The sequence below is a fragment of the Streptomyces sp. NPDC005775 genome, assembly GCF_042871565.1.
Lineage (GTDB): Bacteria > Actinomycetota > Actinomycetes > Streptomycetales > Streptomycetaceae > Streptomyces.
The window spans coordinates 498,636-523,856 of record NZ_JBIAIU010000004.1 but is presented as its reverse complement, the minus strand read 5'-3'; the positions used below and the strand labels follow the sequence as shown (position 1 = coordinate 523,856).

Annotated in this window: 26 protein-coding genes and 1 pseudogene; 11 read left to right on the top strand and 16 right to left on the bottom strand. The window is 72.0% G+C overall.

What is annotated here, in order from left to right; all coding sequences use genetic code 11:
- Positions 1 to 50: 50 nt before the first annotated feature.
- The 9 genes from ACFYPA_RS12760 to ACFYPA_RS12720 all read right to left on the bottom strand — a co-directional run bounded on the left by ACFYPA_RS12760 (position 51) and on the right by ACFYPA_RS12720 (position 5,262).
- Complete coding sequence (locus ACFYPA_RS12760) at positions 51 to 263, bottom strand: gas vesicle protein (RefSeq protein ID WP_359081346.1); 213 nt, start codon at positions 261 to 263, stop codon at positions 51 to 53.
- On the bottom strand, positions 260 to 1,108 hold the full coding sequence (locus ACFYPA_RS12755; protein ID WP_389131500.1) for a GvpL/GvpF family gas vesicle protein: 849 nt from the start codon (positions 1,106 to 1,108) through the stop codon (positions 260 to 262). The genes ACFYPA_RS12760 and ACFYPA_RS12755 overlap by 4 nt, the downstream gene beginning before the upstream one ends.
- The gene (locus ACFYPA_RS12750) at positions 1,105 to 1,536 is read right to left on the bottom strand and encodes a gas vesicle protein (RefSeq protein WP_359081350.1); all 432 of its coding nucleotides are present in this window, start codon (positions 1,534 to 1,536) and stop codon (positions 1,105 to 1,107) included. Before ACFYPA_RS12750 ends, ACFYPA_RS12755 begins: the two co-directional genes overlap by 4 nt.
- A 77-nt stretch (positions 1,537 to 1,613) precedes the next feature.
- Positions 1,614 to 2,813 carry an SRPBCC family protein gene (locus tag ACFYPA_RS12745; RefSeq protein WP_389131497.1) on the bottom strand — a complete coding sequence of 400 codons (1,200 nt, stop codon included), beginning with the start codon at positions 2,811 to 2,813 and terminating at the stop codon, positions 1,614 to 1,616.
- Complete coding sequence (locus ACFYPA_RS12740) at positions 2,806 to 3,414, bottom strand: hypothetical protein (protein WP_359081353.1); 609 nt, start codon at positions 3,412 to 3,414, stop codon at positions 2,806 to 2,808. Before ACFYPA_RS12740 ends, ACFYPA_RS12745 begins: the two co-directional genes overlap by 8 nt.
- 49 nt (positions 3,415 to 3,463) lie before the next feature.
- Entirely contained in the window at positions 3,464 to 3,721 is a 258-nt protein-coding gene (locus tag ACFYPA_RS12735; protein ID WP_359081355.1) for a gas vesicle protein GvpG, read from the bottom strand.
- Between the two features lie 46 nt (positions 3,722 to 3,767).
- Positions 3,768 to 4,478 (bottom strand): GvpL/GvpF family gas vesicle protein, encoded by a 711-nt coding sequence (locus tag ACFYPA_RS12730; RefSeq protein ID WP_389131493.1) that lies wholly within the window; start codon positions 4,476 to 4,478, stop codon positions 3,768 to 3,770.
- A 5-nt stretch (positions 4,479 to 4,483) separates the two neighbouring features.
- The gene (locus tag ACFYPA_RS12725; RefSeq protein WP_359081358.1) at positions 4,484 to 4,921 is read right to left on the bottom strand and encodes a gas vesicle structural protein GvpA; all 438 of its coding nucleotides are present in this window, start codon (positions 4,919 to 4,921) and stop codon (positions 4,484 to 4,486) included.
- 53 nt (positions 4,922 to 4,974) lie between these two features.
- The gene (locus tag ACFYPA_RS12720; RefSeq protein ID WP_359081359.1) at positions 4,975 to 5,262 is read right to left on the bottom strand and encodes a gas vesicle protein; all 288 of its coding nucleotides are present in this window, start codon (positions 5,260 to 5,262) and stop codon (positions 4,975 to 4,977) included.
- Between the two features lie 276 nt (positions 5,263 to 5,538).
- Here ACFYPA_RS12720 and ACFYPA_RS12715 point away from each other — a divergent pair, with 276 nt between their 5' ends.
- The gene (locus ACFYPA_RS12715; RefSeq protein ID WP_359081361.1) at positions 5,539 to 5,814 is read left to right on the top strand and encodes a GlsB/YeaQ/YmgE family stress response membrane protein; all 276 of its coding nucleotides are present in this window, start codon (positions 5,539 to 5,541) and stop codon (positions 5,812 to 5,814) included.
- A gap of 105 nt (positions 5,815 to 5,919) precedes the next feature.
- On the opposite strand, the gene ACFYPA_RS12710 is transcribed toward ACFYPA_RS12715, so the two are convergent.
- Complete coding sequence (locus ACFYPA_RS12710) at positions 5,920 to 7,404, bottom strand: PHB depolymerase family esterase (protein WP_389131488.1); 1,485 nt, start codon at positions 7,402 to 7,404, stop codon at positions 5,920 to 5,922.
- Positions 7,405 to 7,659: 255 nt separating this feature from the next.
- Here ACFYPA_RS12710 and ACFYPA_RS12705 point away from each other — a divergent pair, with 255 nt between their 5' ends.
- On the top strand, positions 7,660 to 8,478 hold the full coding sequence (locus ACFYPA_RS12705; RefSeq protein WP_389131485.1) for a 3-hydroxybutyrate dehydrogenase: 819 nt from the start codon (positions 7,660 to 7,662) through the stop codon (positions 8,476 to 8,478).
- Between the two features lie 31 nt (positions 8,479 to 8,509).
- Entirely contained in the window at positions 8,510 to 10,477 is a 1,968-nt protein-coding gene (locus ACFYPA_RS12700) for a GAF domain-containing protein (protein ID WP_359081366.1), read from the top strand.
- Positions 10,478 to 10,492: 15 nt separating this feature from the next.
- Here the strand turns inward: ACFYPA_RS12700 and ACFYPA_RS12695 are convergent, their stop codons facing one another.
- A complete protein-coding gene (locus ACFYPA_RS12695) occupies positions 10,493 to 10,726 on the bottom strand; it encodes a ferredoxin (RefSeq protein ID WP_389131482.1) in 234 nt (77 codons plus the stop codon).
- Positions 10,726 to 12,189, bottom strand: coding sequence for an aldehyde dehydrogenase (locus tag ACFYPA_RS12690; protein WP_389131479.1), 1,464 nt, complete (start codon positions 12,187 to 12,189; stop codon positions 10,726 to 10,728). Before ACFYPA_RS12690 ends, ACFYPA_RS12695 begins: the two co-directional genes overlap by 1 nt.
- Before the next feature lie 288 nt (positions 12,190 to 12,477).
- On the opposite strand from ACFYPA_RS12690, the gene ACFYPA_RS12685 reads away from it, so the two are divergent.
- The gene (locus tag ACFYPA_RS12685) at positions 12,478 to 13,518 is read left to right on the top strand and encodes an MBL fold metallo-hydrolase (RefSeq protein ID WP_359318431.1); all 1,041 of its coding nucleotides are present in this window, start codon (positions 12,478 to 12,480) and stop codon (positions 13,516 to 13,518) included.
- Between the two features lie 14 nt (positions 13,519 to 13,532).
- Here the strand turns inward: ACFYPA_RS12685 and ACFYPA_RS12680 are convergent, their stop codons facing one another.
- Positions 13,533 to 15,056: a hypothetical protein gene (locus tag ACFYPA_RS12680; protein ID WP_389131476.1), complete on the bottom strand. Its 1,524-nt coding sequence runs from the start codon at positions 15,054 to 15,056 to the stop codon at positions 13,533 to 13,535.
- Positions 15,057 to 15,331: 275 nt separating this feature from the next.
- Between ACFYPA_RS12680 and ACFYPA_RS12675 the strand changes: the two genes are divergently transcribed.
- Together ACFYPA_RS12675 and ACFYPA_RS12670 are read left to right on the top strand one after the other, a co-directional pair.
- A complete protein-coding gene (locus tag ACFYPA_RS12675) occupies positions 15,332 to 17,545 on the top strand; it encodes a CDP-glycerol glycerophosphotransferase family protein (protein ID WP_389131473.1) in 2,214 nt (737 codons plus the stop codon).
- A 58-nt stretch (positions 17,546 to 17,603) separates the two neighbouring features.
- Complete coding sequence (locus tag ACFYPA_RS12670) at positions 17,604 to 18,743, top strand: winged helix DNA-binding domain-containing protein (protein WP_359081377.1); 1,140 nt, start codon at positions 17,604 to 17,606, stop codon at positions 18,741 to 18,743.
- Positions 18,744 to 18,755: 12 nt separating this feature from the next.
- Here ACFYPA_RS12670 and ACFYPA_RS12665 read toward each other — a convergent pair.
- Positions 18,756 to 18,860: pseudogene (locus ACFYPA_RS12665) on the bottom strand (LysE family translocator); the annotation flags it as partial.
- Between the two features lie 58 nt (positions 18,861 to 18,918).
- On the opposite strand from ACFYPA_RS12665, the gene ACFYPA_RS12660 reads away from it, so the two are divergent.
- Positions 18,919 to 19,206: a hypothetical protein gene (locus ACFYPA_RS12660; protein ID WP_359081379.1), complete on the top strand. Its 288-nt coding sequence runs from the start codon at positions 18,919 to 18,921 to the stop codon at positions 19,204 to 19,206.
- A gap of 37 nt (positions 19,207 to 19,243) precedes the next feature.
- Here ACFYPA_RS12660 and ACFYPA_RS12655 read toward each other — a convergent pair whose 3' ends face one another.
- On the bottom strand, positions 19,244 to 19,945 hold the full coding sequence (locus tag ACFYPA_RS12655) for a hypothetical protein (protein ID WP_359318425.1): 702 nt from the start codon (positions 19,943 to 19,945) through the stop codon (positions 19,244 to 19,246).
- 576 nt (positions 19,946 to 20,521) lie between these two features.
- On the opposite strand from ACFYPA_RS12655, the gene ACFYPA_RS12650 reads away from it, so the two are divergent.
- From ACFYPA_RS12650 to ACFYPA_RS12640, 3 genes are read left to right on the top strand one after another with little or no spacing between them, the layout of a single operon-like run.
- Positions 20,522 to 21,781 (top strand): prenyltransferase/squalene oxidase repeat-containing protein, encoded by a 1,260-nt coding sequence (locus ACFYPA_RS12650; protein ID WP_359081383.1) that lies wholly within the window; start codon positions 20,522 to 20,524, stop codon positions 21,779 to 21,781.
- On the top strand, positions 21,778 to 22,479 hold the full coding sequence (locus ACFYPA_RS12645) for an SCO2322 family protein (RefSeq protein WP_359081385.1): 702 nt from the start codon (positions 21,778 to 21,780) through the stop codon (positions 22,477 to 22,479). The genes ACFYPA_RS12650 and ACFYPA_RS12645 overlap by 4 nt, the downstream gene beginning before the upstream one ends.
- Complete coding sequence (locus ACFYPA_RS12640; protein ID WP_359081387.1) at positions 22,476 to 23,684, top strand: energy-coupling factor transporter transmembrane protein EcfT; 1,209 nt, start codon at positions 22,476 to 22,478, stop codon at positions 23,682 to 23,684. Before ACFYPA_RS12645 ends, ACFYPA_RS12640 begins: the two co-directional genes overlap by 4 nt.
- Before the next feature lie 35 nt (positions 23,685 to 23,719).
- On the opposite strand, the gene ACFYPA_RS12635 is transcribed toward ACFYPA_RS12640, so the two are convergent.
- Complete coding sequence (locus tag ACFYPA_RS12635; RefSeq protein WP_389131467.1) at positions 23,720 to 24,943, bottom strand: RNA-guided endonuclease InsQ/TnpB family protein; 1,224 nt, start codon at positions 24,941 to 24,943, stop codon at positions 23,720 to 23,722.
- Positions 24,944 to 24,993: 50 nt separating this feature from the next.
- Between ACFYPA_RS12635 and ACFYPA_RS12630 the strand changes: the two genes are divergently transcribed.
- Complete coding sequence (locus ACFYPA_RS12630; RefSeq protein WP_389131464.1) at positions 24,994 to 25,209, top strand: Arc family DNA-binding protein; 216 nt, start codon at positions 24,994 to 24,996, stop codon at positions 25,207 to 25,209.
- Positions 25,210 to 25,221 lie beyond the last annotated feature (12 nt).

The following is a 25,221-nucleotide window of genomic DNA, read 5'->3' as shown; positions in this document are numbered from 1 at the left end:
CGGCCTCCTCGCCCGGGCAGGTCGGTCGGATGCGGAAACGGGCCGGATATTCACCATGGCGCCGGCTCCTCTCCGGTGATCGACCGGATCACCGCTCGAAGGTTGATGTGGACGAGATCCACGTCGGCGATGGACAGGACGAGATCGCCGGTGAGCACCGCGCCGCCGTTCAGGAGGCGGTCCAGGAGGTCGATCAGCGCGATGGGCGGGCCGTTGCGGGCCTCCGTTTCGCCGAGCACTCCCCCGATGAGGTCCGCACTCACCGGACCCCACCGCCGTCCGCGCCCTCCGCGACCACCGCGGTCGCGAACGAGTAGGGAGCCCAGGGCCCCGTCACCTCGACCGAGACGCCGGGAACGCCTTCGGCCAGGGCCTCGAGCTCCCGGCCCAGCTGTTGCGTGTGCGCCACGGGTACGAGGTAGGCCTCGTTGGCCACGTTCACGCCGGGCCGGGAGGCGAGCTGCCCCTGCTGCGGGCGGTGGACCACCCGCGAGGCGGCCGTGCTCTGCGCCAGCTGTGCGGCACGGGCCGCCACGTCGGTCGCTGCCCGGTAGGCGTCCTCGCTGTCGCGCCGGCTCGCCCGGCGCTGCCGCAGGTAGTCCCGCCCCGTCGCGGCCCCGGCGGACGGCTCGGTGGCCGGCGCCGGCGCGACGGCCGTCCGGGGGTCGGCGTACACCTTCACCCCCAGTTCGACATGGCCCTCCAGCCGGCCCAGCAGCTCGGCGAATTCGGCCCGTTGCCGCACCAGCATGTCGGCGACCCTGACGTCGTCCATGTACACCGTGGCCAGCCGCATCGGCAGGACCGATGTCTCGGCGAACACGGCGTCCACCACGGCGTGATGGGCGCGGGCGACGATTTCGAGCCGGTCCAGGTCCTCCATCTGCGCGACGAGGCCCTTCTCGCTGAACGTGTCCGCCGGTACGGGGGAGACGAGCGCGCACAGCCCCCCACCGCTGACCGGGCGCAGGGGCCGGCCGTCCACTCCAGGCAGGCGGGTGGCGAGCGCGTGCAGGGCGGGGTCGTCGCGTCCGACGGCGTACACGTACGTCATCTCGTCGGCGCCCGGGCCCGGAAGGCCACTGGACGGGTTCGGCAGGGTGCTCATCGTTCCTCCTCCCGTTCCGCCCGGGCTGCCTGCCCGTCGGTCGCCGACGCCTCGGGGAGCCCGGCCGCCGACCGCAGCCGGGCCAGTTCGGCGCGCAACTGCTCGTTCTCCTCGGCCAGGGCGTCGCCTCCGGGGCGGGCCCCGGTCTCCCGCGCGGGGCGGGCCCGCGAGGAGAGCGAGGGGTCGTGCTCCCACCAGTCGATGCCCATTTCCTTCGCCTTGTCGACGGAGGCGACGAGCAGACGGAGCTTGATGGTGAGCAGCTCGATGTCGAGCAGGTTGATCTTGATGTCACCGGCGATGACGATGCCCTTGTCCAGCACCCTCTCCAGGATGTCGGCAAGATTGGCCGACGAGCCCTGCTGCCCGTACGCCGGGGCGGCCCCCCTGGATGAAGCCGGCAGTCGGCCGGCGAGTGAATCGGTCACGATGTCTCACGCCTTTCCGTGGGGTGTCGGTACGGGTGTCGATGCGGGTGCGGTTGCCGGTGCGCGCACGGTGCCGGTCAGCGGCCGGCGGGCGCGCGGCGGCGGGATCGGCGGGCCGGCCGGGGCTCGTCGGCCTCGTCCTCGGCCTCGTCCTGCTCCGCGTCGTCGTCCTGCTCCGCCTCTTCGTCCTGCTCCTCGGCGGCGTCCTCGTAGGCGGGATCGTCCTCCTCGTCCACGGGCTCCTCCGGCTCATCGAACTCGTCCGCAGGCTCCGCTTCCTCGTCCTCGTCCTCGTCCTCGTCCTCGTCGGCGGGTTCCTCGTCCGGCGGCTCCTCCTCGTCGTACTCGGCGTCCACCTCCTCGCCGGACGGCTCGTCCTCGGCCGCGTCGTCGCGCACGCCGTCGCCGTCGGCTCCGGCGTCCTCGTCGTTGCGCGCCTCTTCCTCTTCGAGCGCCTCGTCATGGCTGACGACGACTTCCCCGTCGCGGATCTCGCCGCGCCAGCTGTCGGTCGCCTCGCCGCGCATCATGATGAACTTGCGGTAGAGCTTCAGGTCGAGCCGGGCGCGGCGGCCCTGGGCGCGCCAGATGTTGCCCGTCTTCTCGAACAGGCCCTTGGGGAAGTACTCGAGGACCAGCAGGACGCGGGTGAGGTCGTCGGTGATCGCGTGGAAGGTGACCACGCCCTTGACGGTGCCCTTGGCGCCTTCGGTGGTCCAGGTGATGCGCTCGTCCGGCACCTGCTCGGTGACGTTCGCCTTCCAGCTGCGGGTGGACTTGGCGACCTTGACCTTCCAATTGCTGGTGGTGTCGTCCGCCTTCTCCACGCTCACGACGCCCTTGGCGAACGAGCTGAACTCCTGGAACTGGGTCCACTGGTCGTACGCCTCGCGGACCGGTACGCCGACGTCGATGTCCTCGACGATGGTGACGCTCTTGGACTTCCCGCCGCCCGACTTGCGTCCCTTGCCGAACAAGCCCTTGACCTTGTCCTTGACCTTGTCCTTCAGGTGTGAGGCACCCGCGCTCATCGCGGCCTGCCCGGGGGACTTGCCCTCACTGAGGGCCTTCCCGCCCTTGGCGAGGCCCTTCAGGGCACCGCTCCCGCTGCCCGGATCGGCGAGTTTGGACACCGAGTCACCGAGACGGCTGCCCAGCTGGGTCACCGCGTGTTCGGCGCGGGCCCGCAGGTAGTTCTGCAGCTCGTCCTTGAGCCGGTCGGTGGCCGGGTTCTTCACGACCTGGTCCTTGATACCGCCGAGTGTGGAGTCAGGCATTGCCGCCTCCCCGGGCCTTGCGTGCGCCGGAGGCGGCGGTCTTGCCGGCGGCGGTGCGCTTGCGTGCGGGAGCGGAGGACTTGCCCGCGCTACCGGAGCGGCTGCCGCTCGCCGAGGAACGGCTCTTCGAAGCGGACTTGGAGCCGGATGAGGCGGCGGACTTGCGGGGGGCGCTCCTGCGCTTCCGGGCCTCGCCCGTGTCCTCGTCCTCGCCGGTGTCCTCGTCCCGGTCCGTCTCGGCCTCGTCGTCGGCCGCCGCGCTGTCCTCGGCGTCCTCGTCCAGTTCCTCGTCGTCGGCCTCGGGGGCGGCCCCCAGCGACTGGGTGCGCTGCTGCAACGAGTCGGCCAGGCTGCCCGCCCGCTGGGTGACGGCCTTGGTGGCCGCGGTCTTCGTGGCGTCCACCAACTCCTTGCGCACCTGATCGTTGAGAGATCCCAGGACCGGCGAATCGGCCAGCATCCTGCCGAGCTGCCTCGGGTCGAGGTCGATCTTCTTGCCCAGGAGGAACATCCCGAATCCCAGGGCGAGTTTGGCCTTCTTCGTACGCCCCAGCAGGTATCCCCCCACCAGAGCCGCGCCTATCTTGGCGTTCTTCGTCATCTGCGATGCACCTCGGTCTCCCCCGGTCGTGTGTGGTCTGGGTCGATGGTCACGACGTATGCCGTGCGCTGTGCCGGTACTCCTCGATCTCGTCGAGCCGGTCGAGCAGTTCGTCCTCGAACCGGTCGAACTCCTCGGCGTCGATGAGTCCGTTGTTCAGGTCCTGTTCCAGCTGGGCGAGTCGGGCCCGCACCGGCTCGGGGTCGTAGTACTCCTCCTCGGCCGCGTGGACGACCTGGTCGAGTACCCAGGCCGTTCCCCGTACGGGAGCCAGTGGCAGGGTCAGCAGGTTGGTGATGAGGCCCATGGCCGTAGGTCACCTCCGCTCCTGAGGGCCGGGCGGGCCGCGACGGTCAGACGAAGCTGTACGGCGGAAGCGGCCCGGTCAGGGTGTACGCGTACGCGTCGCCCCGCTCCTCCGCCTCGCGCCGGACCGCTTCCACGAAGGCTTCGGTCTCCGCCCGGGGCACGAGGAAGGACAGGTTGAGGAACTGTTCGGGCGCGGGATCCGTGGACGAACTGCGGGTGGCGACGTCCGACAGGCGGACGGCCACGTCCTCGGCCTCCCGTGCGTGGCGAGCGCTCACCTCGCGGGCCACCAGCTCTCCCAGGGCGAGCCGGTCGTCATGACTGCCCTGGGCGCGGGCCCGCTCGTTGAGCTGCCGGATCTCGTCGGACTCGATCATGATCTCCCGCAGGAGGTCGTCCTCGTCCCGGCCGGCCTTCAGGTTGTACTCCACCTGCCCGTCCAGTTCCGCCAACCGCTCCCGGTACCCGTCGGCCTCCTGCTCCAGGGCCGCGACGACCTCGTCGTCACCCGGCCCCACCAGGCCGAAGCGCATGGGCAGGGTCGCCCCGGCCGCCATCAGCGCTTCCAGCACCGTCTGATGAGCCATGACGTCCCGTCGCTTCGCGCGAAGCCCGGGAGGAGCGTCGCTGACCACTGCGGCCAGGCGGTCGGTGCGCACGGTCCGCAGCGCCGAGGGCGGATCGCCCACGCCGTGCAGGTCGTCCAACGGCAACGGGTGGCCGGCGTCGGTGATGGCGTATATGTAGGTGGGCACCGCTACTACTCCTCGCTTCGCTGGGTCTGACGGCTGGACGTCGCCTTGCGGGCAGGCCGCTTGCGCGGCTGCTCCTCAGGCTCCTCGCGCTTTCCCTGCAGGGATTCACTGAAGGCCTCGACGGCCCCGGTCAGCGCGCCCTTGGACTTTCCCTTGGCGCCGTTCTCCGTCATGTCGCCGACGAGGTCGGTGAGCTGACTCGGCGCCTTGCGGCCGGATTCGAGATCGAGCCGGTTGCAGGCCTCGGCGAACCGCAGATAGGTGTCGACACTGGCGACCACCACGCGGACATCGATTTTGAGGATCTCGATGCCCACCAGGGAGACGCGGACGAATGCGTCGATGACCAGACCGCGGTCGAGTATGAGCTCGAGAACGTCGTAGAGATTTCCCGAGCCGCCGCTCCCGTTGGATGTCGCATTGCTCTGCTGCACGAGTGTCATGGGAACTCCTTTCGGTGATCCTTGTCGTTCGACGACGAAGGTCGGTCGACGTTTCAGCGCCGGTCGATCTGGCCCCTGGCGTAGCGTCGTACGCGCTCGTAGGCCATGAGCCGGCCCTGGGGGTCGAGTTGCACCCGGTAGGAGGCCATCACGCTCATGGTGTCGGGCACCCGCTCCAGTTCGACCACTTCCACGTCCGCCGACCAGCCGTCCTCGGTGGCCTTCACCGCGGAGACCGAGCCGGGCTCGCACTGGAGCATTTCCGTGAGCTGCTCGGAGGCTCGCCGCATCGCGGCAGGGGCGTCGACGCGCTTTTCGTCGTGCTCTTTGTCGGTACTCATCCTCCACCTGTCTCCGGGGAGGGCCGCCTGTTGATCGGCCTCCGTCGTCTCTGGCATCCGTTCGCCTGCCCTTGCATTCCGGACGTATGCGCGAACCGGTGAGGAATGACGGCGACGTGGTTCCCCGAGGGATTCACGACCTCGCCCATGACGACCTCACTCCTGCGCCGGCGATGTGAAGAAGCCGCGCTCCGAGGGATTCCGCCGCCTCGCGCGGGCACTCGTAGGAGCAACCTCGTTCGGAAGTCCGAAGTCGGAAGGAGGTAGGAGCGAGCCATGGAAATCTCCGGACTCGTGAGTGCTCTGCTCATCGGTGTCGTGGTCGGTCTGCTGGGACACCTCGTCCTTCCCGGCCGTCAGCACATCGGCGTCCTGTGGACGCTCGTCGCCGGTATGGCCGCCGCGCTCCTCGGGACGCTGCTGGCGTCCGTCCTGGGCGTCGCGCACACGCGAGGGATCGACTGGTCCGAGTGCCTCATCCAGATCGTCCTGGCCGCCCTGGCCGTGGCCGGCCTCTCCCGCGCCCTGGCCGGAACCGAACGCCGGCCCTGAAGGCGCACGCGACCGTTCCGCGTGCGGTCGGCCCTCGCGCGGTTCGCGGCGGCACCACGGCGACGGGCCCGGCAGTCCCCTGCCGGGCCCGTCGCGCCGCACGCGTCAGCCGGTGGCGCAGCCGCTGTCCGCGATCACGAAGTACCCGGCGGGTGACTCCTTCAGGGTGTGCCTGACGAAGACGTTGTACAGGCCCATGTTCTGGTTCGAGCCGTTGGCGTACACGTACCCGCCGGACATGTGCGCCCTGCCCGCCGTCACGTGCGCGTAGTTGGTGGCGGAGTAGCACGTGGCGGGTGTGCCGCCTCCGGTGGTGGTCGCCGTCACCCGGGCCGAGGCGGCGCCGGCCGTGCCCGCCGCGTCGACCGCCGTGACGGTGTACCGGTAGGCGGTGCCCGCGGTGAGGCCGGTGTCAGTGAACGTGGTGGCGGTGGGTGAGGCGATCTCCGTACCGTCGCGGTGGACGGTGTACGAAGCCGCACCCTCGACGGCGTTCCAGGACAGGGCGGCCGTGGTGTCCGTGGTGCCGGTGACGGTCACGCCGGAGGGTGCGGGAAGTCGGCCGTCGCCGCCGCCGGGGGTACCGCCGTCCAGGCCCCAGAAGACGCCCGTGTAGTACGTCGAGCAGATCGTGTTCAGGAAGTACGCGGCCGCCGTCCCGCACTGCTGGTCGCCCGAGCCGGGGCTCACCGGCAGGCCGTGGCCCATGCCGGAGACGGAGTACGTCTCCACGGCCGGGTTGCCCGAGGCGTCGTTGTAGACGCTGCGGGTGGTGTTGCCGGGGAGGGTGTCGGTCGACGACGGCGTCTGCCCGATGCCCCAGACGTCCGTCCACTGGTCGCGCAGGGCCGTGGCGTTCGCCGGGTACACCGTGTAGTCCGACGTGCCCTGCCAGATCGCCACCCGGGGCCGGGGGCCGGAGTACCCGGGGTAGGCGGCGCGCACCTTGTCGCCCCACTGTGCGGGGCTGAGCTTCTGCGGGCCCGTCTGGCAGCCCGACGCGGCCGCCTGGCTCGTCGCGCACTGTGCGGGCAGCCCGGACGCCACGGAGCCGCCCGCGAACACGTCCGGATAGGCGGCCAGCAGGTCGGCGGTCATGCCGCCGCCCGCCGAGAGCCCGGTGACGTACACCCGGCGGCCGTCGGAGCCGTAACTCTGCTTCGCGTACTCGACCATCTGCACGATGGACGCGGCCTCGCCCTTGCCCCGGGTGTCCTCGGCCGGGTCGAACCAGCCGAAGCAGGAGAGGGAGTTGTTCGCCGACGTGGTCTGCGGGAAGACGACCGCGAAGCCCCACGCGTCGGCGAACTTCGGCCAGCCGGAGTTGGTGTAGTACGCGGAGGCCGTCTGGGTGCACCCGTGCAGGGCGACGACCAGGGGCGCGTTCGCGGGGAGGCCGGCGGGCGTGTAGGCGTACATCTGCAGATTACCCGGGTTGGAGCCGAAGCCGGTGACCTGCTGGAGGCCCGCGGCCGCGGCTGCGACCGGCTGTGCGGCGGCGGTGGTCGTGCTCAACGTCGCCGCGAGCAGGCCGAGGACGGCGGTGGACGCGACGCGGCGGAACAGGCGTCTCAGGATCGATGGGCGCACGAGTGCCTCCCTGGGAGGAGCGTGGGGGTCGGGTTGCTGCCGGAACCTACGAGCAGTGCGTCCGCACGCCCATGTGGCAGGCGGACACCGCAGGGTGCCGGGTGTGTGCGGCGGGTCTCTTGTGCGGCCCGGGGGCCGTGCTCCGGGGCGTCCCGGCGCCGTACGGCACCACGTACGCCGCCACCATGCCGGGTCGGGAGGGTGTGTGCACCGGCGCCATGTGACACGGGCCGCCGCGTACCTACGGTGACGGCCATGGAGACTTCCCGCAGACCGGATCCCGAGCCCGCCGCCCCCTCCCCCGGCGGATCACCGCAGGCACCCACCGAACCGTTGCTGACCGGGCGCACCGCGCTGGTGACCGGCGCGGCGAGCGGCATCGGGCGGGCCTGCGCGCAGGCGCTGGCGGCGGCGGGTGCGCATGTGCACGTCGTGGACAGGTCGAGGGAGGCCGCGAAGAGCCTCGCGGAGGAGATCGGCGGGACGCCCTGGGTGGTGGACCTGTCCGACCCCGCGGTCGTCGACACGCTGCCGGCCGACGTGGACGTCGTGGTGAACAACGCAGGGCTCCAGCACGTCGCCCCCGTCCACGAGTTCCCGCCGGAGCGCTTCGCCCTGATCCAGCGCGTCATGGTGGAGACCCCGTTCCGTGTCTTGCGCCGGACCCTGCCGGGGATGTACGAACGCGGCTGGGGGCGCGTGGTCAACATCTCGTCGGTGCACGGGCTGCGCGCGAGTCCGTACAAGTCGGCCTATGTGACGGCCAAGCACGCACTGGAGGGGTTGAGCAAGGTGGTCGCGCTGGAAGCGGCGGAGCACGGGGTGACGAGCAACTGCGTCAGCCCCGGCTACGTACGCACACCCCTGGTCGAGAACCAGATCGCCGACCAGGCACGGACGCACGGCATCTCGGAGGCGGACGTGGTGGGGCGGGTGATGCTGGAGCGCAGCGCGATCAAGCGGCTCATCGAGCCGGCGGACGTGGCCGAGGCGGTCCTGTGGCTGTGCGGGCCGCGCACCGGGCACATCACGGGCACCTCGCTCTCCATGGACGGCGGCTGGACCGCCAACTGACCGACCGGACCTCCTACGAACGCTGGACGCCATGCCTGAACCGCTCCCCTCCGCCGCGCCCCACCTCCGGCGCCTGTTCGACCTGCTGGCCGACGACGCGCCCGCCGAGGCGCTGGGGGCGGTGTCCTCGCAGGCGCGGGGGGACGGTGTGCCCGCCGAGGAGCTCGCCGAGGTGGAGCGGGCCACGGCGACCGCGCTGCGGATCCGGGGCGCCCTGCGTCAGCACCGGCGCCGCGAGCTCCAGCTCACCGCGCTGTTCGACACGGCGGGCGACTTGGCGGCCTCCCGCGATCTGGACGACGTGCTGAAGGCGATCGTGCGACGGGCGAGGATGCTGCTGGGCACGGACACGGCCTATCTCACGCTGCCGGACGAGGAGGCGGGCGACACCTACATGCGGGTGACCGACGGGTCGGTGTCGGTCCTCTTCCAGCGACTGCGTCTGGAACTCGGCGAGGGGCTCGGCGGTCTGGTGGCGCAGACCGCGAGCCCGTACGCGACGCCGGACTACCCCGCCGACGAGCGCTTCCACCACACCCGCAACATCAACGCCGGCGTCCTGGACGAGGGCCTGATCGCCATCCTGGGCGTTCCCCTGCTGCTCGGTTCCAGCCGGGGCGGTACGGGGAAGGTGATCGGCGTCCTGTTCGCCGCCGACCGCGCCCCCAGGGTCTTCAGCCCCGACGAGGTGGCCCTGCTCTGTTCGCTGGCCGCGCACGCCGCGATCGCCATCGACACGGCGCGCGCGCTCGCCGACACCACCGCGGCCCTCGCCGAACTCGCGGAGGCGAACGCGGAGCTGGCCGAGGCCAACGCCTCCGTACGGGCGCACTCGGCGGCCATGCGACGCGCCGAGGAGTCCCACGACCGGCTGACGGACCTGGTCCTGCGCGGCCGGGAGGTCAAGGACGTCGCGGCGGCCGTCGCCGGGCTGCTGGGCTCCCCGCTGACCATCCACGACCCGGGCGGCCGCCCGCTGGCCGCGGTGCGCCCGGACGGTACGGACTTCGCCGCCGACAGCATGGACGCGGGATGGCTGGCGGAGGCCGCCGAGGAGTCGCGCACGGGGGCGCGTGCCGTGCAGCGCGACGGGCGGGTGGTCTGCGCGGTGCTGGCCGGGCAGGAGCTGCTGGCCGGGCTGGTGCTGCACCGCGGGCGGCCGCTGGACGACTCGGACCGCCGGCTGTTCGAGCGGTCGGCGGTGGTGACGGGGCTGCTCCTGCTGCTGCGGCGCACGGTGGCCGAGACGGAGAACCGGATCCGCGGTGAGCTGATCGCCGACCTGCTGACGGACACCGGCCGCGACCCGGCGGGGCTGGCCGAGCGCGGGCGCCGCCTGGGCATCGACCTGGACCGCCCGCACCTGTTGCTGGTGGCGGAGTCCGGGGCGCGGGAGCGGCTGGCCCCGGCCGCGATGCGCTATCTGTTCGGCGGCGACATCCACGGGGTGAGCGCCGAACACGCGGGCACGGTGGTGTTGTTGATCGAGGACGACGGTACGCCCGCGGGCCGCGCGGCCCGTACGGCGGCGGCCCAGCTGGGCCAGCTGGCGCAGTCCCCCGTCACCGTGGCCGCCGCCGGGCCCGCCCGGGGTCCCCGGGAGCTGACCGGGGCGTACGGCGAGGCGGCGCGCTGCCTGCGGGCGATGCGGGTGCTGGGGCGCACCGGCGAGGGCGCGTGCGTGGAGGAACTCGGCTTCCTGGGCGTGGTCCTCGGCAACGCGCAGGACGTCGACGGCTTCGTGACCGCGACCCTGGGTCCGTTGCTGGAGTACGACGCGCAGCGCGGCACGCATCTGGTGCGGACGCTGAGCGCGTACTTCGCCGCGGGCGGCAGCCTGATCCGGGCCAAGGACGAGCTGCACGTGCACGTGAACACGGTGGTGCAGCGCCTCGACCGGATCCAGGTGCTGCTGGGCCGCGACTGGAACGAGCCGGGCCGGGCACTGGAGCTGCAACTGGCTCTGCGGCTCCACCTGTTGTCGGGCGCCCGGCCCTGAGCCGCCGGGGCGCTCCTACTCCTCCGGCGGGAACACCACCTCTCCCGAGTCGGCCAGCGCGACCGTGATGGCCTCGACCGGGCAGCCCTCGGCGGCGGCGAGGACGCGTTCGTTGGCGTCGGTCTCCGGGTCGGTGGGGTGGGACTGCCGGGCGGAGTCCAGCCGGAACCCGTCCGGCGCGTGGTTCACGCACATCCCGGACCCGATGCAGACGGACCGGTCGACCTCGACGCTCCAGCGGTCCCCCATCAGGCCTCGCCCCCGTAACCGGCCGGCAGGTGGATCATCTTGTGCTCGAAGTACTCCCCGTACCCCTCGGGTCCGAACTCGCGGCCCAGGCCGGAGTTCTTGTAGCCGCCGAACGGGCCGAGCATGTCGAGGCTGAAGGTGTTCACGCTGTACGTGCCGGTCCTGACCCGGCGGGCGATATCGATGCCGCGCTCGGTGTCGGCGGTCCAGACGCTGCCGCTGAGGCCGTACTCGGAGTCGTTGGCGATCTTCACCGCCTCGCCCTCGTCGCCGTACGGCAGCAGGCAGATGACCGGGCCGAAGATCTCCTCGCGGGCGACGCGCATGGAGTTGTCGACGTCGCCGAAGAGTGTCGGCTCGACGTACCAGCCGCGCTCCTGCGACGCCGGACGGCCGCCCCCGGTGAGGATCTTCGCGCCCTCCTCCTGCCCGATCCGGATGTAGTCGAGGGAGCGGCGCTGCTGGCGCTGGGCGACGAGCGGTCCGAGTTCGGTGGCGGGGTCGAGGGGGTCGCCCACCTTCAGTGCGCCGGCGGCGGCGGCGAAGGCCTCGGCGGTCTCCTCGTACCGGGAGCGCGGGACGAGGATGCGGGTCTGGGCCACGCAGGCCTGGCCGTTGATCATCCACGCGAAGGGCACGATGCCGGCGACGGCGGCGTCCAGGTCGGCGTCGGGGAGGATCACGGCGGCGGACTTCCCGCCGAGTTCCAGGGTGACGCGCGTGAGGTTGCGGGAGGCGACCTCCATGACGCGCCGGCCGGCGGCGACGGACCCGGTGAAGGAGACCTTGTCGATGCCGGGGTGCCCGACGAGGTATTCGCTCACCTCGCGGTCGGCGGGCAGGATCGACAGCACGCCCTCGGGCAGGCCGGCCTCGGTGACGATCTCGGCCAGGATGTAGGCGTCGAGCGGCGATTCGGGCGAGACCTTGAGGACGGCCGAGCACCCGGCGAGCAGCGCGGGCGCGAGCTTGGCCGCGGCGGTGAACTGGGGCACGTTCCACGGCACGACGGCGGCCACGACCCCGACCGGTTCCCGCCGCACGAGCAGCGGCCCGAGCGCCCCGTCCCGGCGCTCCTCGTACGGGAAGGTGCGGGCGACGGTGATCGCCGCGTCCCACACCATCATCGCGGCGAGGGCCTGCACCATGACGCTGGAGGTGTACGGCGTGCCGTTCTCCGAGCTGATGACCCGGGCGATCTCCTCGTACCGCACGGCGAACGCGTCCTTGATCCGCGTGACGACGGCGATCCGTTCGTCCAGCGACATCCGCGGCCAGGGCCCGTGGTCGAAGGCCTGCCGGGCGGTGGCGACGGCCCGGTCCACGTCCCCCTCGGCGGCATGCGGCACGCGGCCGATGACCTGCTCGGTGTGCGGGGAGATGACCTCGATGACATCCCGCCCGAGCGGATCGACCAACTCCCCGCCGATGAACAGTTTTCCGTGTTCGACAAGCTCGCTCATGGCTGCTGCCTCCCGCGACGCGGCACGTGACCCGACCGACTGACTGATTTGACATCTGACTGCGTGTCAGAACTGATACCAGTTCCAGTTCCAGGAGTCCACGGCTGGGGCAACGCCGGTCGACTCCGCGGCCCACGCGCAGGGAGCCGGGACCTGACCGCGCCCCGGACCGGGCCGAGATGGATGGTCGACCGGGGCTACCACTGAAACAAGTTCTCGTTACAGTGGACCCGGCGCGTCGTGGCCGTACCCGCACGCCGCCGAGACCGCGGATGAGATGGGGAGTTCATGACGCAGGTGATCAACCACGGTGGAGGCGTCCACAGCATCGAGGTCCCCATCCCGGACAACCCGTTGGGTCACACCCTGGTCCATCTCCTCGACACGGACCGCGGCCCCGTCCTCATCGACACCGGCTGGGACGACCCGGAGGCCTGGGACACCCTGACGGCCGGGCTCGCCACCGTGGGCGTGGACATCGCCGACATCCACGGCGTGGTCATCACCCACCACCACCCCGACCACCACGGCCTCTCCGGCCAGGTCCGCGACGCGTCGGGGGCCTGGATCGCCATGCACGCCGCCGACACCGCGATCGTCCGCCGCACCCGCGAGTCGCAACCGGGCACCTGGCTGAACTACCTCGCGAAGAAGCTGGCGACGGTCGGCGCCCCCGAGGACCACATCGCCCCGCTGCTGGCCGCGCGCGAGAAGGGCGGCCGCATGCGCACCCTGCCCGGGCTGCGGGCCGCGGTCCCGGACCGCGAGATCGTGCCGGGCGAGCTCCTCGACCTGGCCGGCCGCACCCTGCGGGCGATCTGGACACCGGGCCACACACCCGGCCACGTCTGCCTGCACCTGGAGGAGGACCACCCGGCCAACCTCCCCGGTCGCGGCCGGCTCTTCTCCGGCGACCACCTGCTCCCCGGCATCAGCCCGCACGTCGGCCTCTACGAGGACCCGGACGACGCGACGGCCACCGACCCGCTGGGCGACTACCTCGACTCCCTGGAGCGCATCGGCCGCCTCGGCGTCGCCGAGGTACTCCCCGCCCACCAGTACGCGTTCGCGGACGCGGCAGGCCGCGTACAGGAACTCCTGGACCACCACGAGGAGCGCCTGACGGGCCTCCTCGCGCTGCTCGCCCGGCCGCTCACGCCGTGGCAGCTGGCCGAGCGGATGGAGTGGAACCGGCCCTGGGAGCAGATCCCCCACGGATCACGGAACATCGCCGTCTCGGAGGCCGAATCACACCTGCGCCGACTGGTGAAGCTGGGCCGCGCCGAGGCGGTCACGGGCAGCGAGCCGGTGACGTACGTGGCGGTCTAGGCGGGCCGCGGCGGTCACACGGCGACGCCGGTGTCGCCGCGCGATCCCGCCGGAGCGCCCTCGGGCGCCCGGCCGGCCGGCGGCACGGTGGGGCGGGCGTCCCGTTCACCGCCGGCGGGGCCGGCGGCCGCCGCGCGGCGGCGCGCCACCCAGGTGGTCGCGACGAGGGCGAGTGCGACGGTCCCGGCAAGCGCGGGCCAGTACACGTAGCGGTAGTTGGACTCGGGCGCCGTGGGCAGGTAGGCGAGGATGTAGAGGAGCGAACTCGCTCCCAGGAGCCGGAGTTCCCGGGCGCAGGGGCCGGCCCGGCGGCGGCGCAGTACGAGCACCAGCGCGACGGCCAGCCAGAACCAGCCCTGGAAGAGCATCGGCAGGTCGCGGGCGAAGCCGGTCACGTAGTTCTGCAGGGCGAAGCGCAGCGTGTCGTTCAGCGGCTGCTTGCGCACCTCGGGGTGCAGCCGGGCGCCGGCATTGACGTGGGTGCCGTTCCAGAAGGTCTGATTGCTCTGGAAGAGCAGCTTCGTGAAGACCCGGGTCCGGTACTCGGCGTACCCCCTCCAGTGCTTCGGCATCTGCTGCGTCCACATCCGCACGACGACGTCGGCGCGCCGGTCCAGATACGTCACGTCGAACGGCCGGCGCTGCGGGAAGCACTGCAGGTAGGCGTCCGAGGTGATGCCCCGCGTCCGACAGGTGGTGGCGGCGGTGACCAGACGGTCCCGCAGGTCCGGGTCCGCACCGGCCTGTTCGGCGGCGGAGCGCACCTGGTCCGGGGTGAGCACGTGCACGAGGTCGTCCACCGGGATCACCGCGTACACACGAGTGGTCAACGGATCGGTGGCCGCGTTCACCGCGACGCCGCCGACCGTCAGGACCGCGAGGAACACACCGGTGGCGGCAAGCCAGCGGCGCCGGCCCGGGGCCGGCCAGGCCGCGAGGACCAGCAGGGCGAAGACCGGGATCGTGGCGGGGACGCCGTTCTTGCGCACGAGGGCGGCGTACGTGAGGAACAACAGCCCCAGCACCAGCAGGGCCCAGCGGGTCCTGACCCGGTCCGGGGGCAGTTCGCGCACGGTGAGCGCGATCGCGACGACCGCGAGGAGCGCGTACGCCAGGTGCACGTCCTTCCACACCACCCCCGTGAGGTTCATGATGTGCGGCGCGAAGCCGACGGCCAGCACCACGAGGGAGAGCCCGCGGCTGCCGGTCCACTTCCACACCAGCCGGGCGAGGACCCACAGCGTCCCCCACAGCACGGCGGCCTGGACGGCGGCCATGACCGAGAAGTCGCCCGTGATCGCGATGAGCATCCGCCACGCGAGCGCCATCACCGGCGGATGCCAGTCGTTCACCGGCTCGTCCCCCAGCGCCTGCCACAGCTGCGTGTTGCTGTCCGCGCTGAGGTATCCGGGGTGGAAGACGGTGGCCACGCCGTAGCCGCAGGCCGCCGCGACGGCCGCCAGGCACCACGGCCACAGCGTGCCGTCCTTCCAGGCCCTGTGCAGCGCGATGGTCCACCGGCGGTCAGTTGCGGACATGTGGGCGGGGCCCTCCCAGCCGATGATGACGGGTCGCGTCGACGCTCAACCGGGAGCCGGTGGCCCACAGTCAACGGACGGCACGGCGGGAATCTATAGGTACCGGACTCCCAGGACAAACCGGAATGATTAGCCACCCGCGCCCGGCATTCGCCCCGGTCCCGGGCGGCCTTCCCCACTCCCGGGATACCGGGGGAACCCCGTGCACCGCTTGAGTAGGCTCGGGAGCCTCACCTCCGGCCTCCGCAAGCTGTACGTCACCAGGAGCTCCCTGAATGCCCCGTTTCAGTGTCGTCATCCCCGTGTTCAAGGTGCAGGGGTACCTCCCCGAGTGCCTGGACTCGGTTCTGGAGCAGTCGTTCCAGGACATCGAGGTGATCGCCGTCAACGACTGCTCACCGGACAACTGCGGGACGATCATCGACGAGTACGCCGCCCGCGACCCACGCGTCCAGGCGGTGCACCTGCCCCAGAACGTGGGCCTGGGCCGGGCGCGCAACGCCGGACTCGAGCGCGCGACGGGTGACTACGTCCTCTTCCTCGACAGTGACGACAGCTACACCCCCGGCCTGCTGCAGGCGCTGGCCGCCCGGCTCGACGCCGTAGGGGAACTGGACATCCTCGCCTTCGACCACATCCGCACCTACTGGCACGGCAAGGGCGGCCCCAGCCAGTCCGCGGAGCTGTTCGAACGGGCAGGCACGGATGTCTTCCGCCTCCAGGACCGGCCCGAGTACATCCACCTGTTCCTGGTGGCCTGGAACAAGGCGTTCCGCCGCGCGTTCTTCCTGGAACAGGGCTTCCAGTACGCACCCGGCCTGTACGAGGACGCGCCGGTCACCCAGATGGCGATGGTCACGGCCGAGCGCATCGGCTGCCTCAACAGGGTCGGCATCGAATACCGCCAGCGGCGCCACGGCGCGATCACGAAGACGCCGGGCCGCAAGCACTTCGACATCTTCGAGCAGTACGAGGGACTGTTCGCCTTCCTCGACGAGCGCCCGGAGCTGGCCTGGTCGAAACCCATGCTCTTCGAGCGAGCCGTGCACCACATGCTGTTCTCGCTCAAGCGCTCCGAGCGGGTCAGGCCCACCGACCGCAAGGAGTTCTTCGGCCGCACCGCGGACTTCTACGCCGCGCACCTCCCGGACGGTTTCACGCTGCCCGGCGGAACGACCGGGGTGCACATGCGCCTCCTGGCCAAGCGGTCCTTCCGCACGTATCAGACGGCCGAGTTCGCCGCGCGGGTCAAGAGGGCCGGGCCGCGGAAGGTCCTCGGCGCCACGAGCAGGGTCGGCAAGCACGCGGCGGCGGGCCTGTACACCTTGCAGCGCCGGCGTCCCCTGGACCCGAACCTCGCCGTCTACTCCTCGTACGGGGACCTGCTGCCGTCCTGCAACCCGGCCGCCGTCTTCGACAGGGCGAAGGAACTGGCACCGCACGTGCACGGTGTCTGGGTGGTGCGTCAGGAGCTCGCCGACCAGGTACCCGCCGGCATCGACCACGTCGTCCGCGGCTCGCGCCGCTACGGGGAGGTGACGGCGCGCGCCACGTACTTCGTGAGCAACGACGGGTTCCCCGAGGACATCGCCAAGCGCCCGGGCCAGATCCACCTGCAGACGCACCACGGCACTCCGCTCAAGCGCATGGGCACGGACCAGCGGGCGTATCCCGCCGCCGCCCAGGGCATGAACTTCGACCGTCTGCTGGACGACGTGAACCGCTGGGACCTCAGCCTCTCCTCCAACCAGCACTCCACGGAGCAGTGGGAGCGCGTCTACCCCGGCAGGTTCGAGTCCCTCGACGCGGGTTATCCGCGCAATGACCGCTTCTACACCGCCGGGGCCGAGGACGTCGCCGCCGTCCGCGACCGGCTCGGCATCCCCGCCGGCAGGACGGCCCTGCTGTACGCGCCGACCCACCGCGAATACCGGAAGGACTGGACCCCCACCTTCGACCTGCGACGTGTGGCCGAGGCGCTGGGCGACGACTTCGTCCTGCTGGTCCGCGCCCACCACCTCGACCGCGAGAACCCGGTGTTGGACGCCCTCGCCGAACAGGGCAGCGTCATCGACGTGTCCGCCCACCCGTCCGTCGAGGACCTCTGCCTGGCCGCGGACGCGCTCATCACTGACTACTCGTCCCTCGTCTTCGACTACGCCAACCTGGACCGCCCCATCGTCGTCGACGCCTCCGACTGGAAGATCTACAGCGAGGTCCGCGGCGTCACCTTCGACCTCGTCTCCGGCCGCCCGGGCGACACCCCCGGAACCGTCGCCACCACGGAGGACGAGCTCATCGACGCCTTCCGCAGCGGCCGTTGGCGCGGTGCCGAGGCGACCGAGCTGCGCAGCGCCTTCCGTGAGCGCTTCTGCCAGTACGACGACGGCCATGCCGCCGAGCGCGTCGTGCGCCGCGTCTTCCTCGGCCAGGACCCCGAGCCGGCGATCGTCCCGCCGGCGCGGCGGACTCCGGCGCCGAAGCCGTGATCATGGACGGCCCTTCGCGCAGGGGCACCCAGCACGGCCCGGACCGGGAGCCCTCACTGTGACGATCACCGCGCGAGGACTCAACCGGGCCACTCTCGGTCGTCAACTGCTCCTGGAGCGTGCGCCGCTGAGCGTCCCCGACGGGGTGCGCCGGGTGGTCGCCCTCCAGGCGCAGCATCCGGCCTCACCGTACGTCGCGCTGTGGAACCGGCTCTCCGACTTCGTTCCGGCCGAGCTCGACGCCGCCTTCACCGAGCGTACGGTCGTGAAGGCCACCCTGATGCGGATCACGCTGCACGCCGTGCACGCCGAGGACTATCCGGCCTTCCGCGCGGCGATGCAGCCGACGCTGTACGCCTCCCGGCTCGGCGCCCGGTTCGCCGTCGCGGGGCTGACTCCGGCGGACGCCGAGGAGTTGGTGCCGGAGCTGCTGGCCTTCGCCCGCAGTCCCCGGACCTCGGCCCAGATGCAGGCGTGGGCCGAGGAGCGGCTCGGTGCCGGGAGGAAGGAAAGCGGGTGGTGGGGGCTGAAGGCGTATGCCCCGCTGCACCACGCCCCGACGGGCCCGCCGTGGTCCTTCGGCCACCGGCCGTCCTTCGTCGCGGCAGCCGGCAGCGGGCCCGCGCCCACGGGCCGGGTGGTCGACGCCCGGGCGCTGCGGACCCTGATCCTGCGCTTCCTGGCGGGGTTCGGGCCCGCTTCGGTCGCGGACGTGGCTCAGTTCGCGATGGTCCAGCGGGGCCCCGTCCGCGCGGCGCTCCAGGCCATGGGCGATGCCGTCGAGCAGCTCCGGGGCCCTGACGGCAGCGCGCTCTTCGACCTCCCGGACGCGCCCCGGCCCCCTGCCGGCACGCCTGCCCCTCCCCGCCTCATGGCCATGTGGGACAGCATCCTGCTGGCCTACGCCGACCGCGGCCGGGTCATACCCCCGGAGTACCGCCCCTGGGTGATCCGGCGCAACGGCGACGTCCTGCCCACGCTCCTGGTGGACGGGTACGTCGCCGGGGTGTGGCGCCCCACGGCCGACGGCGTCGAGGCCACGGCGTTCCACCCGCTGCCGGCCGCCACCTGGGACGCGCTCGCCGCGGAGGCGCGGTCGTTGACTGCCTTCCTCGGCGACCGCGAGGCGCAGGTGTACAGCCGCTACCACCACTGGTGGGCCAAGCTCCCCGGCGGCGGCGAGGTGCGGATGCTGTGACCGGCGGGCTCGGTCCTCGCGTCCTGTCGCGGCGACGGTGACGCCCGGGCCGGTCATCGTGAGCCCGCCGACCCCTCCGACGAGCGAGAGCCGCCGGGGTGACCGGGTGAACCGAGCGCACCGGGCCTGCGTCTCTCCTCGTGGCCATCCCCCCACAGGCACAGGAGAACCGACCGTGACCGGCAAGGACGTTGAGCGGACCGACGAGCGCGTGCACGCCCCCGAGCCGTGGTGGGCGGACCTCGGGACCTGGGGGGCCGTCGCGCTGATGGCCCTCGGGGGCCTCGCGGCCGTGTGGGCCTTCTTCCGGCTGCCCGGCACCCCGGAAAACATCGCGACCGGCTACTACCAGGCCGCGAAGATCGCCGCCATCGGCCTGGTGATCGCGGGAACCGCCCTGCTGGGCCGTGACCGCGACCGGGACGCGGCCGCCGGGGAGACGGATGAGGCGGCACGCGACTGACGCCGGGCGGACGGGTGCCCGCGGCGGCGCCGGCAGATCAGGGTGACTTGGGCCACACGTAGAGCGTGCCGCTGACCGACGCCTCGTCCGATCCGTCGTCGATGTGATCGATCAGTGCCATGGAAACCGCGCCCCGGTCCGTGACGGAGCAGAGCGCCGCTCCCTCGACGAAGCCACGCTTTTCGCGGTCGTAACTGTCGAAAAGCCCAAGGGCCCCGAAGCCGGTCCCCGACGCCGCCTTGCAGGACTCGAAGGACTTCGGCTTGTCGGCCGGCAGGAGCCCCACCCGGGTATTGGGCACGGCACGCAACTGATAGTTGCCACTGTCCCAGCACCTGATGGGCCAGTAGAGGAGCTCAGCCCCGCGGGGGTCCTTCGTCGCGCCGTTGTCCTCGCCCGTGCCCGCGGGCTCCACGCGGCTGCTGCCGTCGTCGAGGTTCACGAGCTGCTGTTCGTGCTGGTTGCAGGGGGACGGTGCCAGCCCCCACATCGTCTCGGTCGCCTCCGCGTACCCGGCCGGCGCTGTGAGGTCGGCATCCGAGGAGGACGAAGGGTTCGGGGACGCCGTGTCACTCGGGGTCGCCGTGGGCGACTCGCTCTCCGTCGAGGCGTGGTCCGGGCTCGGCATTGCGGTCGGCTCGGTCCGAGGGCTGCTGGAGACCGGGGCGGGGGCAGGGGTGGGTGCCGCGACGGGGTCGGGATCGTTGCTGACGATCAGCGTCGCCAGGATGCCGATCAACGGGATGGCGATCCCGCCGACCCACCATGACCAACGGGGAGGGCCCGGGTGCGGAGGATGAGGCGGCCTGGGAGGCACGGCGCCGGGCGGTCCGGAAGGAGGTGGGGGATAGCCCCCCGCGCCTGTGGTCACGCCCGCCCACCCCTTCAACCAGACTGATCTGCAAGCCGGTTGTCAGTTTAACGATCACTCCGCGAAAGAGCCATGCGCGTTTTCGAGGCCTCCGTGCGCATCCGGGCCGTCCACAGGCCCCCTGCCGGCCGGGACCGGGGCCGCCCCGTCCCGAGGCGCCCTGGTGCCCGCCCGGTAGAGTGGGCGCGTCGTCATCATGCCCGTTCAGGGGGAAGCCGGTGCGAATCCGGCACTGACCCTTCCCCTCTCTCTCGACTGCGCTCGAGCCGGGGAGGCCCCATTCCGTAACCGCCCCCCGGGCGGGAGTCGGAATGCCCTGTCCGTGTCGTGACCGGCTCGTGTCGTCGGGACCCCCGGCGGCCGGCACCGTCGAGGTATACGGAGCCGGAGCCTGGTGCCTGTGTGTGCCTGTGCCCGGTTCCTCCAGGAGAGGCCCCGCCCGCCATGACCGTACGCCGCAGCGCGGCCGCGCTCGCCGCCACCGCCACCGTGCTCTGTGTGGCCGCTGCCCCGGCCGCTGTCGCCGCGCCGTCCCCCTCCCCGTCGCCGTCCGTGGCGCTGCCCTCGGGGCTGTACGGCACGAAGGACCCCACGTACGACGGGGTGTGGCGGCAGTCGCTGGCCTTCGCCTCACAGCGGGCCGTGGGCGTCTCCCCCGCCGCCAAGGCCGTCGACTGGCTGATCGGCCAGCAGTGCGACAGCGGGGCGTTCCCCGCGTACCGGCCGGACCCCTCCGTGCCCTGCGACGCCAAGACCATGATCGACACCAACGCGACCGCCGCCGCCGTGCAGGCACTGCACGAGGTCCGTGGACACGAGGAGCTCGTGCACAACGGGGTGGCCTGGCTGAAGTCCGTACAGAACAAGGACGGCGGCTGGGGTTACACCGCCGGCAGCCCGAGCGACGCGAACTCGACCTCGATCGTGATCGGCGCCCTCGCCCGGGCCGGGGAGAAGCTCGGTGACGTGACGAACGACGGCGGCAGGACGCCGTACGACGCGCTGCTCACCTTCGCCATCCCGTGCGGCGGCAAGGACGGCGGCGCGTTCGCGTACCAGCCCGACAAGGCCGGCAAGCTCGCAGCCAACGGCGACGCCACCGCGGCCGCCGTGCTCGGCTCGCTCGGCAAGGGGCTCGTCGTCGGCAACAACGCCGCGGTGAAGGACCCCACCTGCACCGAGGGGAACGCCCTCAAGCCCGAGCAGGCCGCCCAGAACGGCGCCCACTACCTCGCCGGGGCCCTGGCGAAGACCGGCCACCTCGACTCGCCGCCGATGCCGGGCGCGGAGGACAGCAGCCCGCAGCCCGACTTCGGCAACACCGCCGACGCCGTGGTCGCCCTGTCGGCGTCCGGTCACAAGGACAAGGCCACCGCGTCCGTGGAGTGGCTGGAGGAGAACTCCGCTGCCTGGGCGAAGGAAAACGGCCCGGCCGCCTACGCGCAGCTCGTCATGGCCGCTCACGCCACCGGCACCGACGTCCACGACTTCGGCGGCGCGGACCTCGTGGCCCAGCTGAACGCGACCGGGCCCGCGCCCGCCGCGGACAAGAAGCCGACCGCGAGCGCCACCGAGGAAGAGAAGAAGGACAGCGGCGACGGGGACGGGATCGGCGGTGTCTGGTGGTTCGTCGGGATCGGACTCGCCGTCGGCGCCGGCGCCGGGTTCCTGATCAGCGGCCGCCGCAAGAACCAGCAGCTGTGAAGCCCCGCAGGCGCGCCGGACGGGCCACCGTGCTCGCGGTCCTGGGCGCCGTCCTCGCCGTGCTCGGCACGGGCACGGCCCAGGCGGCGGGCTACCGCTACTGGTCGTTCTGGGAGGGCTCCGGCAGCGGGTGGGCGTACGCCACCCAGGGGCCGTCCCTGGTCCGCCCGGACGACGGCGCGGTGCAGGGCTTCCGCTTCGCCGTGAGCGCGGACTCGCAGGACGCGGCCAAGCCGCGCCGCTCCCCCGACTTCGCGACGATCTGCGCGGACACGCCGGCCAAGGGCGGCAGCAAGCGCGTCGCGCTCGTCATCGATCCCGGTACGGCCGCCGACGCCCCGGACGGGGCGACGCCGCCCGCGCCGCGGACCGCGTGCGCGCAGGTCCCCGAGGACGCGAGCAGCGCGGAGGCGCTCGCCTCGGTGGCCAAGCCGCTGCGTTACGGCAGTGACGCGCTGCTCTGCGCGATCTCCGGCTATCCGGCCTCCGGCTGCGGCGAGCAGGTGGCCGGGAACGGGCGGACGGACAGCACACGTGAGGCCACCGCCGACGCCTCCGCGCCCACTTCGGCGGGCGTCACCACCGGTGACGGCGGTACGGACGGCGGCGGGCCGTCCGCCGGGGTCCTCGTCGGGGTCGCCGCCGTCCTGCTCCTCGGCATCGCCGCAGTCGCGCAGGCCCGCCGCCGCCGCGGATGACGGCCGTCACGCCCGGCCGTACGGACACTGCGGCGGACCGGGTCCGTGCCTGGCGCGCCCCCGCCGCCACCCGGAGCAACGCGCTGCCCGCCGGGGCCTGGTGGCTGTGGGCGCTCGGGCTCGCCACCGCCGCGTCCCGGACCACCAACCCGCTGCTGCTCGGCCTGCTGGTCGGCGTGGCGGGGTACGTCGTGGCCGCGCGCCGCACGGACGCGCCGTGGGCCCGGTCGTACGGGGCGTTCATCAAGATCGGGCTGTTCGTCATCGGTGTGCGGCTGCTCTTCTCCGTCTTCCTCGGCTCCCCGATCCCGGGGACGCATGTCGTGTTCACGCTGCCCGAGGTGCCGCTGCCGGAGTGGGCGAAGGGCGTCCGGATCGGGGGCCGGGTCACCGCCGAGCAGTTGCTGTTCGCGCTGTACGACGGGGCGAAGCTGGCCGCTCTGCTGATCTGTGTCGGCGCGGCGAACTCCCTCGCGAACCCGGCCCGGCTGCTGAAGTCGCTGCCCGGCGCGCTGTACGAGGCCGGGGTGGCCGTGGTCGTCGCGATGACGTTCGCGCCGAACATGGTCGCCGACGTGATGCGGCTGCGTACCGCCCGGCGGCTGCGCGGCCGGCCGACCGGCGGGGTGCGGGCCGTCCTCCAGATCGGGCTGCCGGTGCTGGAGGGCGCCCTGGAGCGGTCGGTCGCGGTGGCGGCCTCGATGGACGCGCGCGGATACGGCCGCACGGCGCAGGTGCCCGCCACCGTCCGGCACACCACGAACGTGCTCACGCTCGGCGGGCTGCTCGGGGTCTGCGCCGGTACGTACGGGCTGCTCGCCGCACAGGGTGCGGTGTACGGGCTGCCGCTGCTGGTCGCCGGTCTCGTCGCGGCGATGGCGGGGCTGCGGCTCGGCGGGGCGCGTTCGGTACGGACCCGCTACCGGCCCGACCGGTGGGGCGTGCGGGCCTGGCTGGTCGCGGGGTCCGGCGCGGCCGTCGCGGTGGCGATGATCTGGGCGGGCAGCGCGGATCCGGCGGCGCTGCACCCCGGTGTCGTCCCGCTGACCGCGCCCGTGCTGCCGCTGTGGCCGGCGGCCGCGGTGCTGATCGGGCTGCTGCCCGCGGTGGTCGCGCCCGTCCCGCCTCCCCCCACAGGCTCGGCCGTCCCGCCTTCCCCTCACAGGGACAAGGACACAAGGCAAGGCTTCGAGGAGCAGGTTTGACATCCTCCCCCATCTGGAGCAGGGGGATTCCTGGCTCAGGCTGCCTCCGGGAGCAGCGCTCCCGGAGGGCTTCCGCCATCGGCACCAGCCGGGTTGAGACCTGCCCGGACGAGCATCACGTGGGCGGAGTTCTTGTCCCTGGGGGACACAGCTCCGCACGCGGTGCACGCGTACGTTCGTTCAGAGAGGGGAAGTGCGTGCTTGGTTCTCGCACCGCACTGTGCGCAGTCCATCGTGGTGTGGGCCGGGTGCACCAGGTGCACGATGCGGCCGTGCTTGCGGGCCATCTCGATCAGCGCGGTCCTGGTCGCGCCGATCGCCGCGTCGGCGGCCTGGCGGGCCATCGTCGACTTCGCGAGGAATGTCGGCCTGAAGTCCTCGACGGCGAGGTGGTCGAAGCCGCGCACTACCGTCTTGGCCCACTTGCGGCCGGTGTCCTGCCGCTGACGTGCAATCTTCTTGTGGACCTTGGCCGCCGCGCGGGACGCCGTCCGGTAGCCCTTCGACGCGACCTTCCCGCGTCCGGGCTTCCGCCTCGCCATCTGCTTCTGGTGCCGGGCCAGCTTCGCGGCGGCGCTCTTGCCGTGCTGCGGATGGGGAAGGTCATGCGCGTCCGAGGTGGTGGTCGCGGTTTCCTTGACACCCCAGTCGATACCGATCGCCCGGCCCGTCTCCGGCAGCGGTTCGATGGCCGTCTCCACCACGAACGAGGCGTACCAGTGGCCGAGGCTGTCCCGGTACACCCGCACGCTGGTGGGGTCGGTGGGCAGGTCACGAGACCACACCACGGTCAGGGCGATGCCGCCCGCGAGGTACAGGCGTCCGTCCTTGAGGCGGAAGCCGCGCCGGGTGTAGTTCATCGAGGGCAGCGCATCGCGCTTGCGCTTGATGCGGGGCATACCGGCGCGCTGACGCATCGGCAGCCCCGTCTTGATGTCCTTCAGGGCTTTGGTGCGGGCCTTGCCGAAGTCGCGGATGGTCTGCTGCTGCGGCACCGAGGAGCCTTCACGCAGCCATCCCATGGTGGTGCGGGCCTCGGTCAGCATCCTGTCGAGCTGCGCGGGACCGCACGTCACCTTCTGCGCGGCGTCCTTGTTCAGGCCGTGGACCTTGCGGGAGACGGCCACGCATTCATTCCAGACCCACCGGCAGCGCGCCCACTCGGCGTCGAGTCCGACCAGCGCGGTCGACGACACGCGAAGCCGGTAGGTGTACCGGGCATGCCCGGACTCCTCCGAAGTCTTCTGTGGTGTCGTCATGGTGTCATTCTACCAGTCGGTGAACGTCGGGAAACCACTACTCTGGGGTCATGGATGAAGACAAGCGCATCACGCTCCGCCTGCCCACCGACCTGCACGAGTGGCTGGCCACTCAGGCCAAGTCCGCCCGCCGGTCCCTCAACTCCGAGATCGTCCACCGCCTGGAGGTCGAGCGCGACGCCGCCATGGCGGACGCCGAATCGCCCTCCCCGCGATTCGGCTCTTCCTGCCCTGCTCCGCAGGAGTCCGATTCCTCCCCGACCTGAAGGCCGGGGCAT

Excerpts from the sequence above, each read along its gene's own strand:
- ACFYPA_RS12755 (WP_389131500.1), bottom strand. The coding sequence starts at position 1,108 with ATGAGCACCCTGCCGAACCCGTCCAGTGGCCTTCCGGGCCCGGGCGCC.
- ACFYPA_RS12745 (WP_389131497.1), bottom strand. The coding sequence starts at position 2,813 with ATGCCTGACTCCACACTCGGCGGTATCAAGGACCAGGTCGTGAAGAAC.
- ACFYPA_RS12740 (WP_359081353.1), bottom strand. The coding sequence starts at position 3,414 with ATGACGAAGAACGCCAAGATAGGCGCGGCTCTGGTGGGGGGATACCTG.
- ACFYPA_RS12735 (WP_359081355.1), bottom strand. The coding sequence starts at position 3,721 with ATGGGCCTCATCACCAACCTGCTGACCCTGCCACTGGCTCCCGTACGG.
- ACFYPA_RS12725 (WP_359081358.1), bottom strand. The coding sequence starts at position 4,921 with ATGACACTCGTGCAGCAGAGCAATGCGACATCCAACGGGAGCGGCGGC.
- ACFYPA_RS12720 (WP_359081359.1), bottom strand. The coding sequence starts at position 5,262 with ATGAGTACCGACAAAGAGCACGACGAAAAGCGCGTCGACGCCCCTGCC.
- ACFYPA_RS12715 (WP_359081361.1), top strand. The coding sequence starts at position 5,539 with ATGGAAATCTCCGGACTCGTGAGTGCTCTGCTCATCGGTGTCGTGGTC.
- ACFYPA_RS12705 (WP_389131485.1), top strand. The coding sequence starts at position 7,660 with ATGGAGACTTCCCGCAGACCGGATCCCGAGCCCGCCGCCCCCTCCCCC.
- ACFYPA_RS12700 (WP_359081366.1), top strand. The coding sequence starts at position 8,510 with ATGCCTGAACCGCTCCCCTCCGCCGCGCCCCACCTCCGGCGCCTGTTC.
- ACFYPA_RS12695 (WP_389131482.1), bottom strand. The coding sequence starts at position 10,726 with ATGGGGGACCGCTGGAGCGTCGAGGTCGACCGGTCCGTCTGCATCGGG.
- ACFYPA_RS12690 (WP_389131479.1), bottom strand. The coding sequence starts at position 12,189 with ATGAGCGAGCTTGTCGAACACGGAAAACTGTTCATCGGCGGGGAGTTG.
- ACFYPA_RS12685 (WP_359318431.1), top strand. The coding sequence starts at position 12,478 with ATGACGCAGGTGATCAACCACGGTGGAGGCGTCCACAGCATCGAGGTC.
- ACFYPA_RS12680 (WP_389131476.1), bottom strand. The coding sequence starts at position 15,056 with ATGTCCGCAACTGACCGCCGGTGGACCATCGCGCTGCACAGGGCCTGG.
- ACFYPA_RS12675 (WP_389131473.1), top strand. The coding sequence starts at position 15,332 with ATGCCCCGTTTCAGTGTCGTCATCCCCGTGTTCAAGGTGCAGGGGTAC.
- ACFYPA_RS12650 (WP_359081383.1), top strand. The coding sequence starts at position 20,522 with ATGACCGTACGCCGCAGCGCGGCCGCGCTCGCCGCCACCGCCACCGTG.
- ACFYPA_RS12640 (WP_359081387.1), top strand. The coding sequence starts at position 22,476 with ATGACGGCCGTCACGCCCGGCCGTACGGACACTGCGGCGGACCGGGTC.
- ACFYPA_RS12635 (WP_389131467.1), bottom strand. The coding sequence starts at position 24,943 with ATGACGACACCACAGAAGACTTCGGAGGAGTCCGGGCATGCCCGGTAC.
- ACFYPA_RS12630 (WP_389131464.1), top strand. The coding sequence starts at position 24,994 with ATGGATGAAGACAAGCGCATCACGCTCCGCCTGCCCACCGACCTGCAC.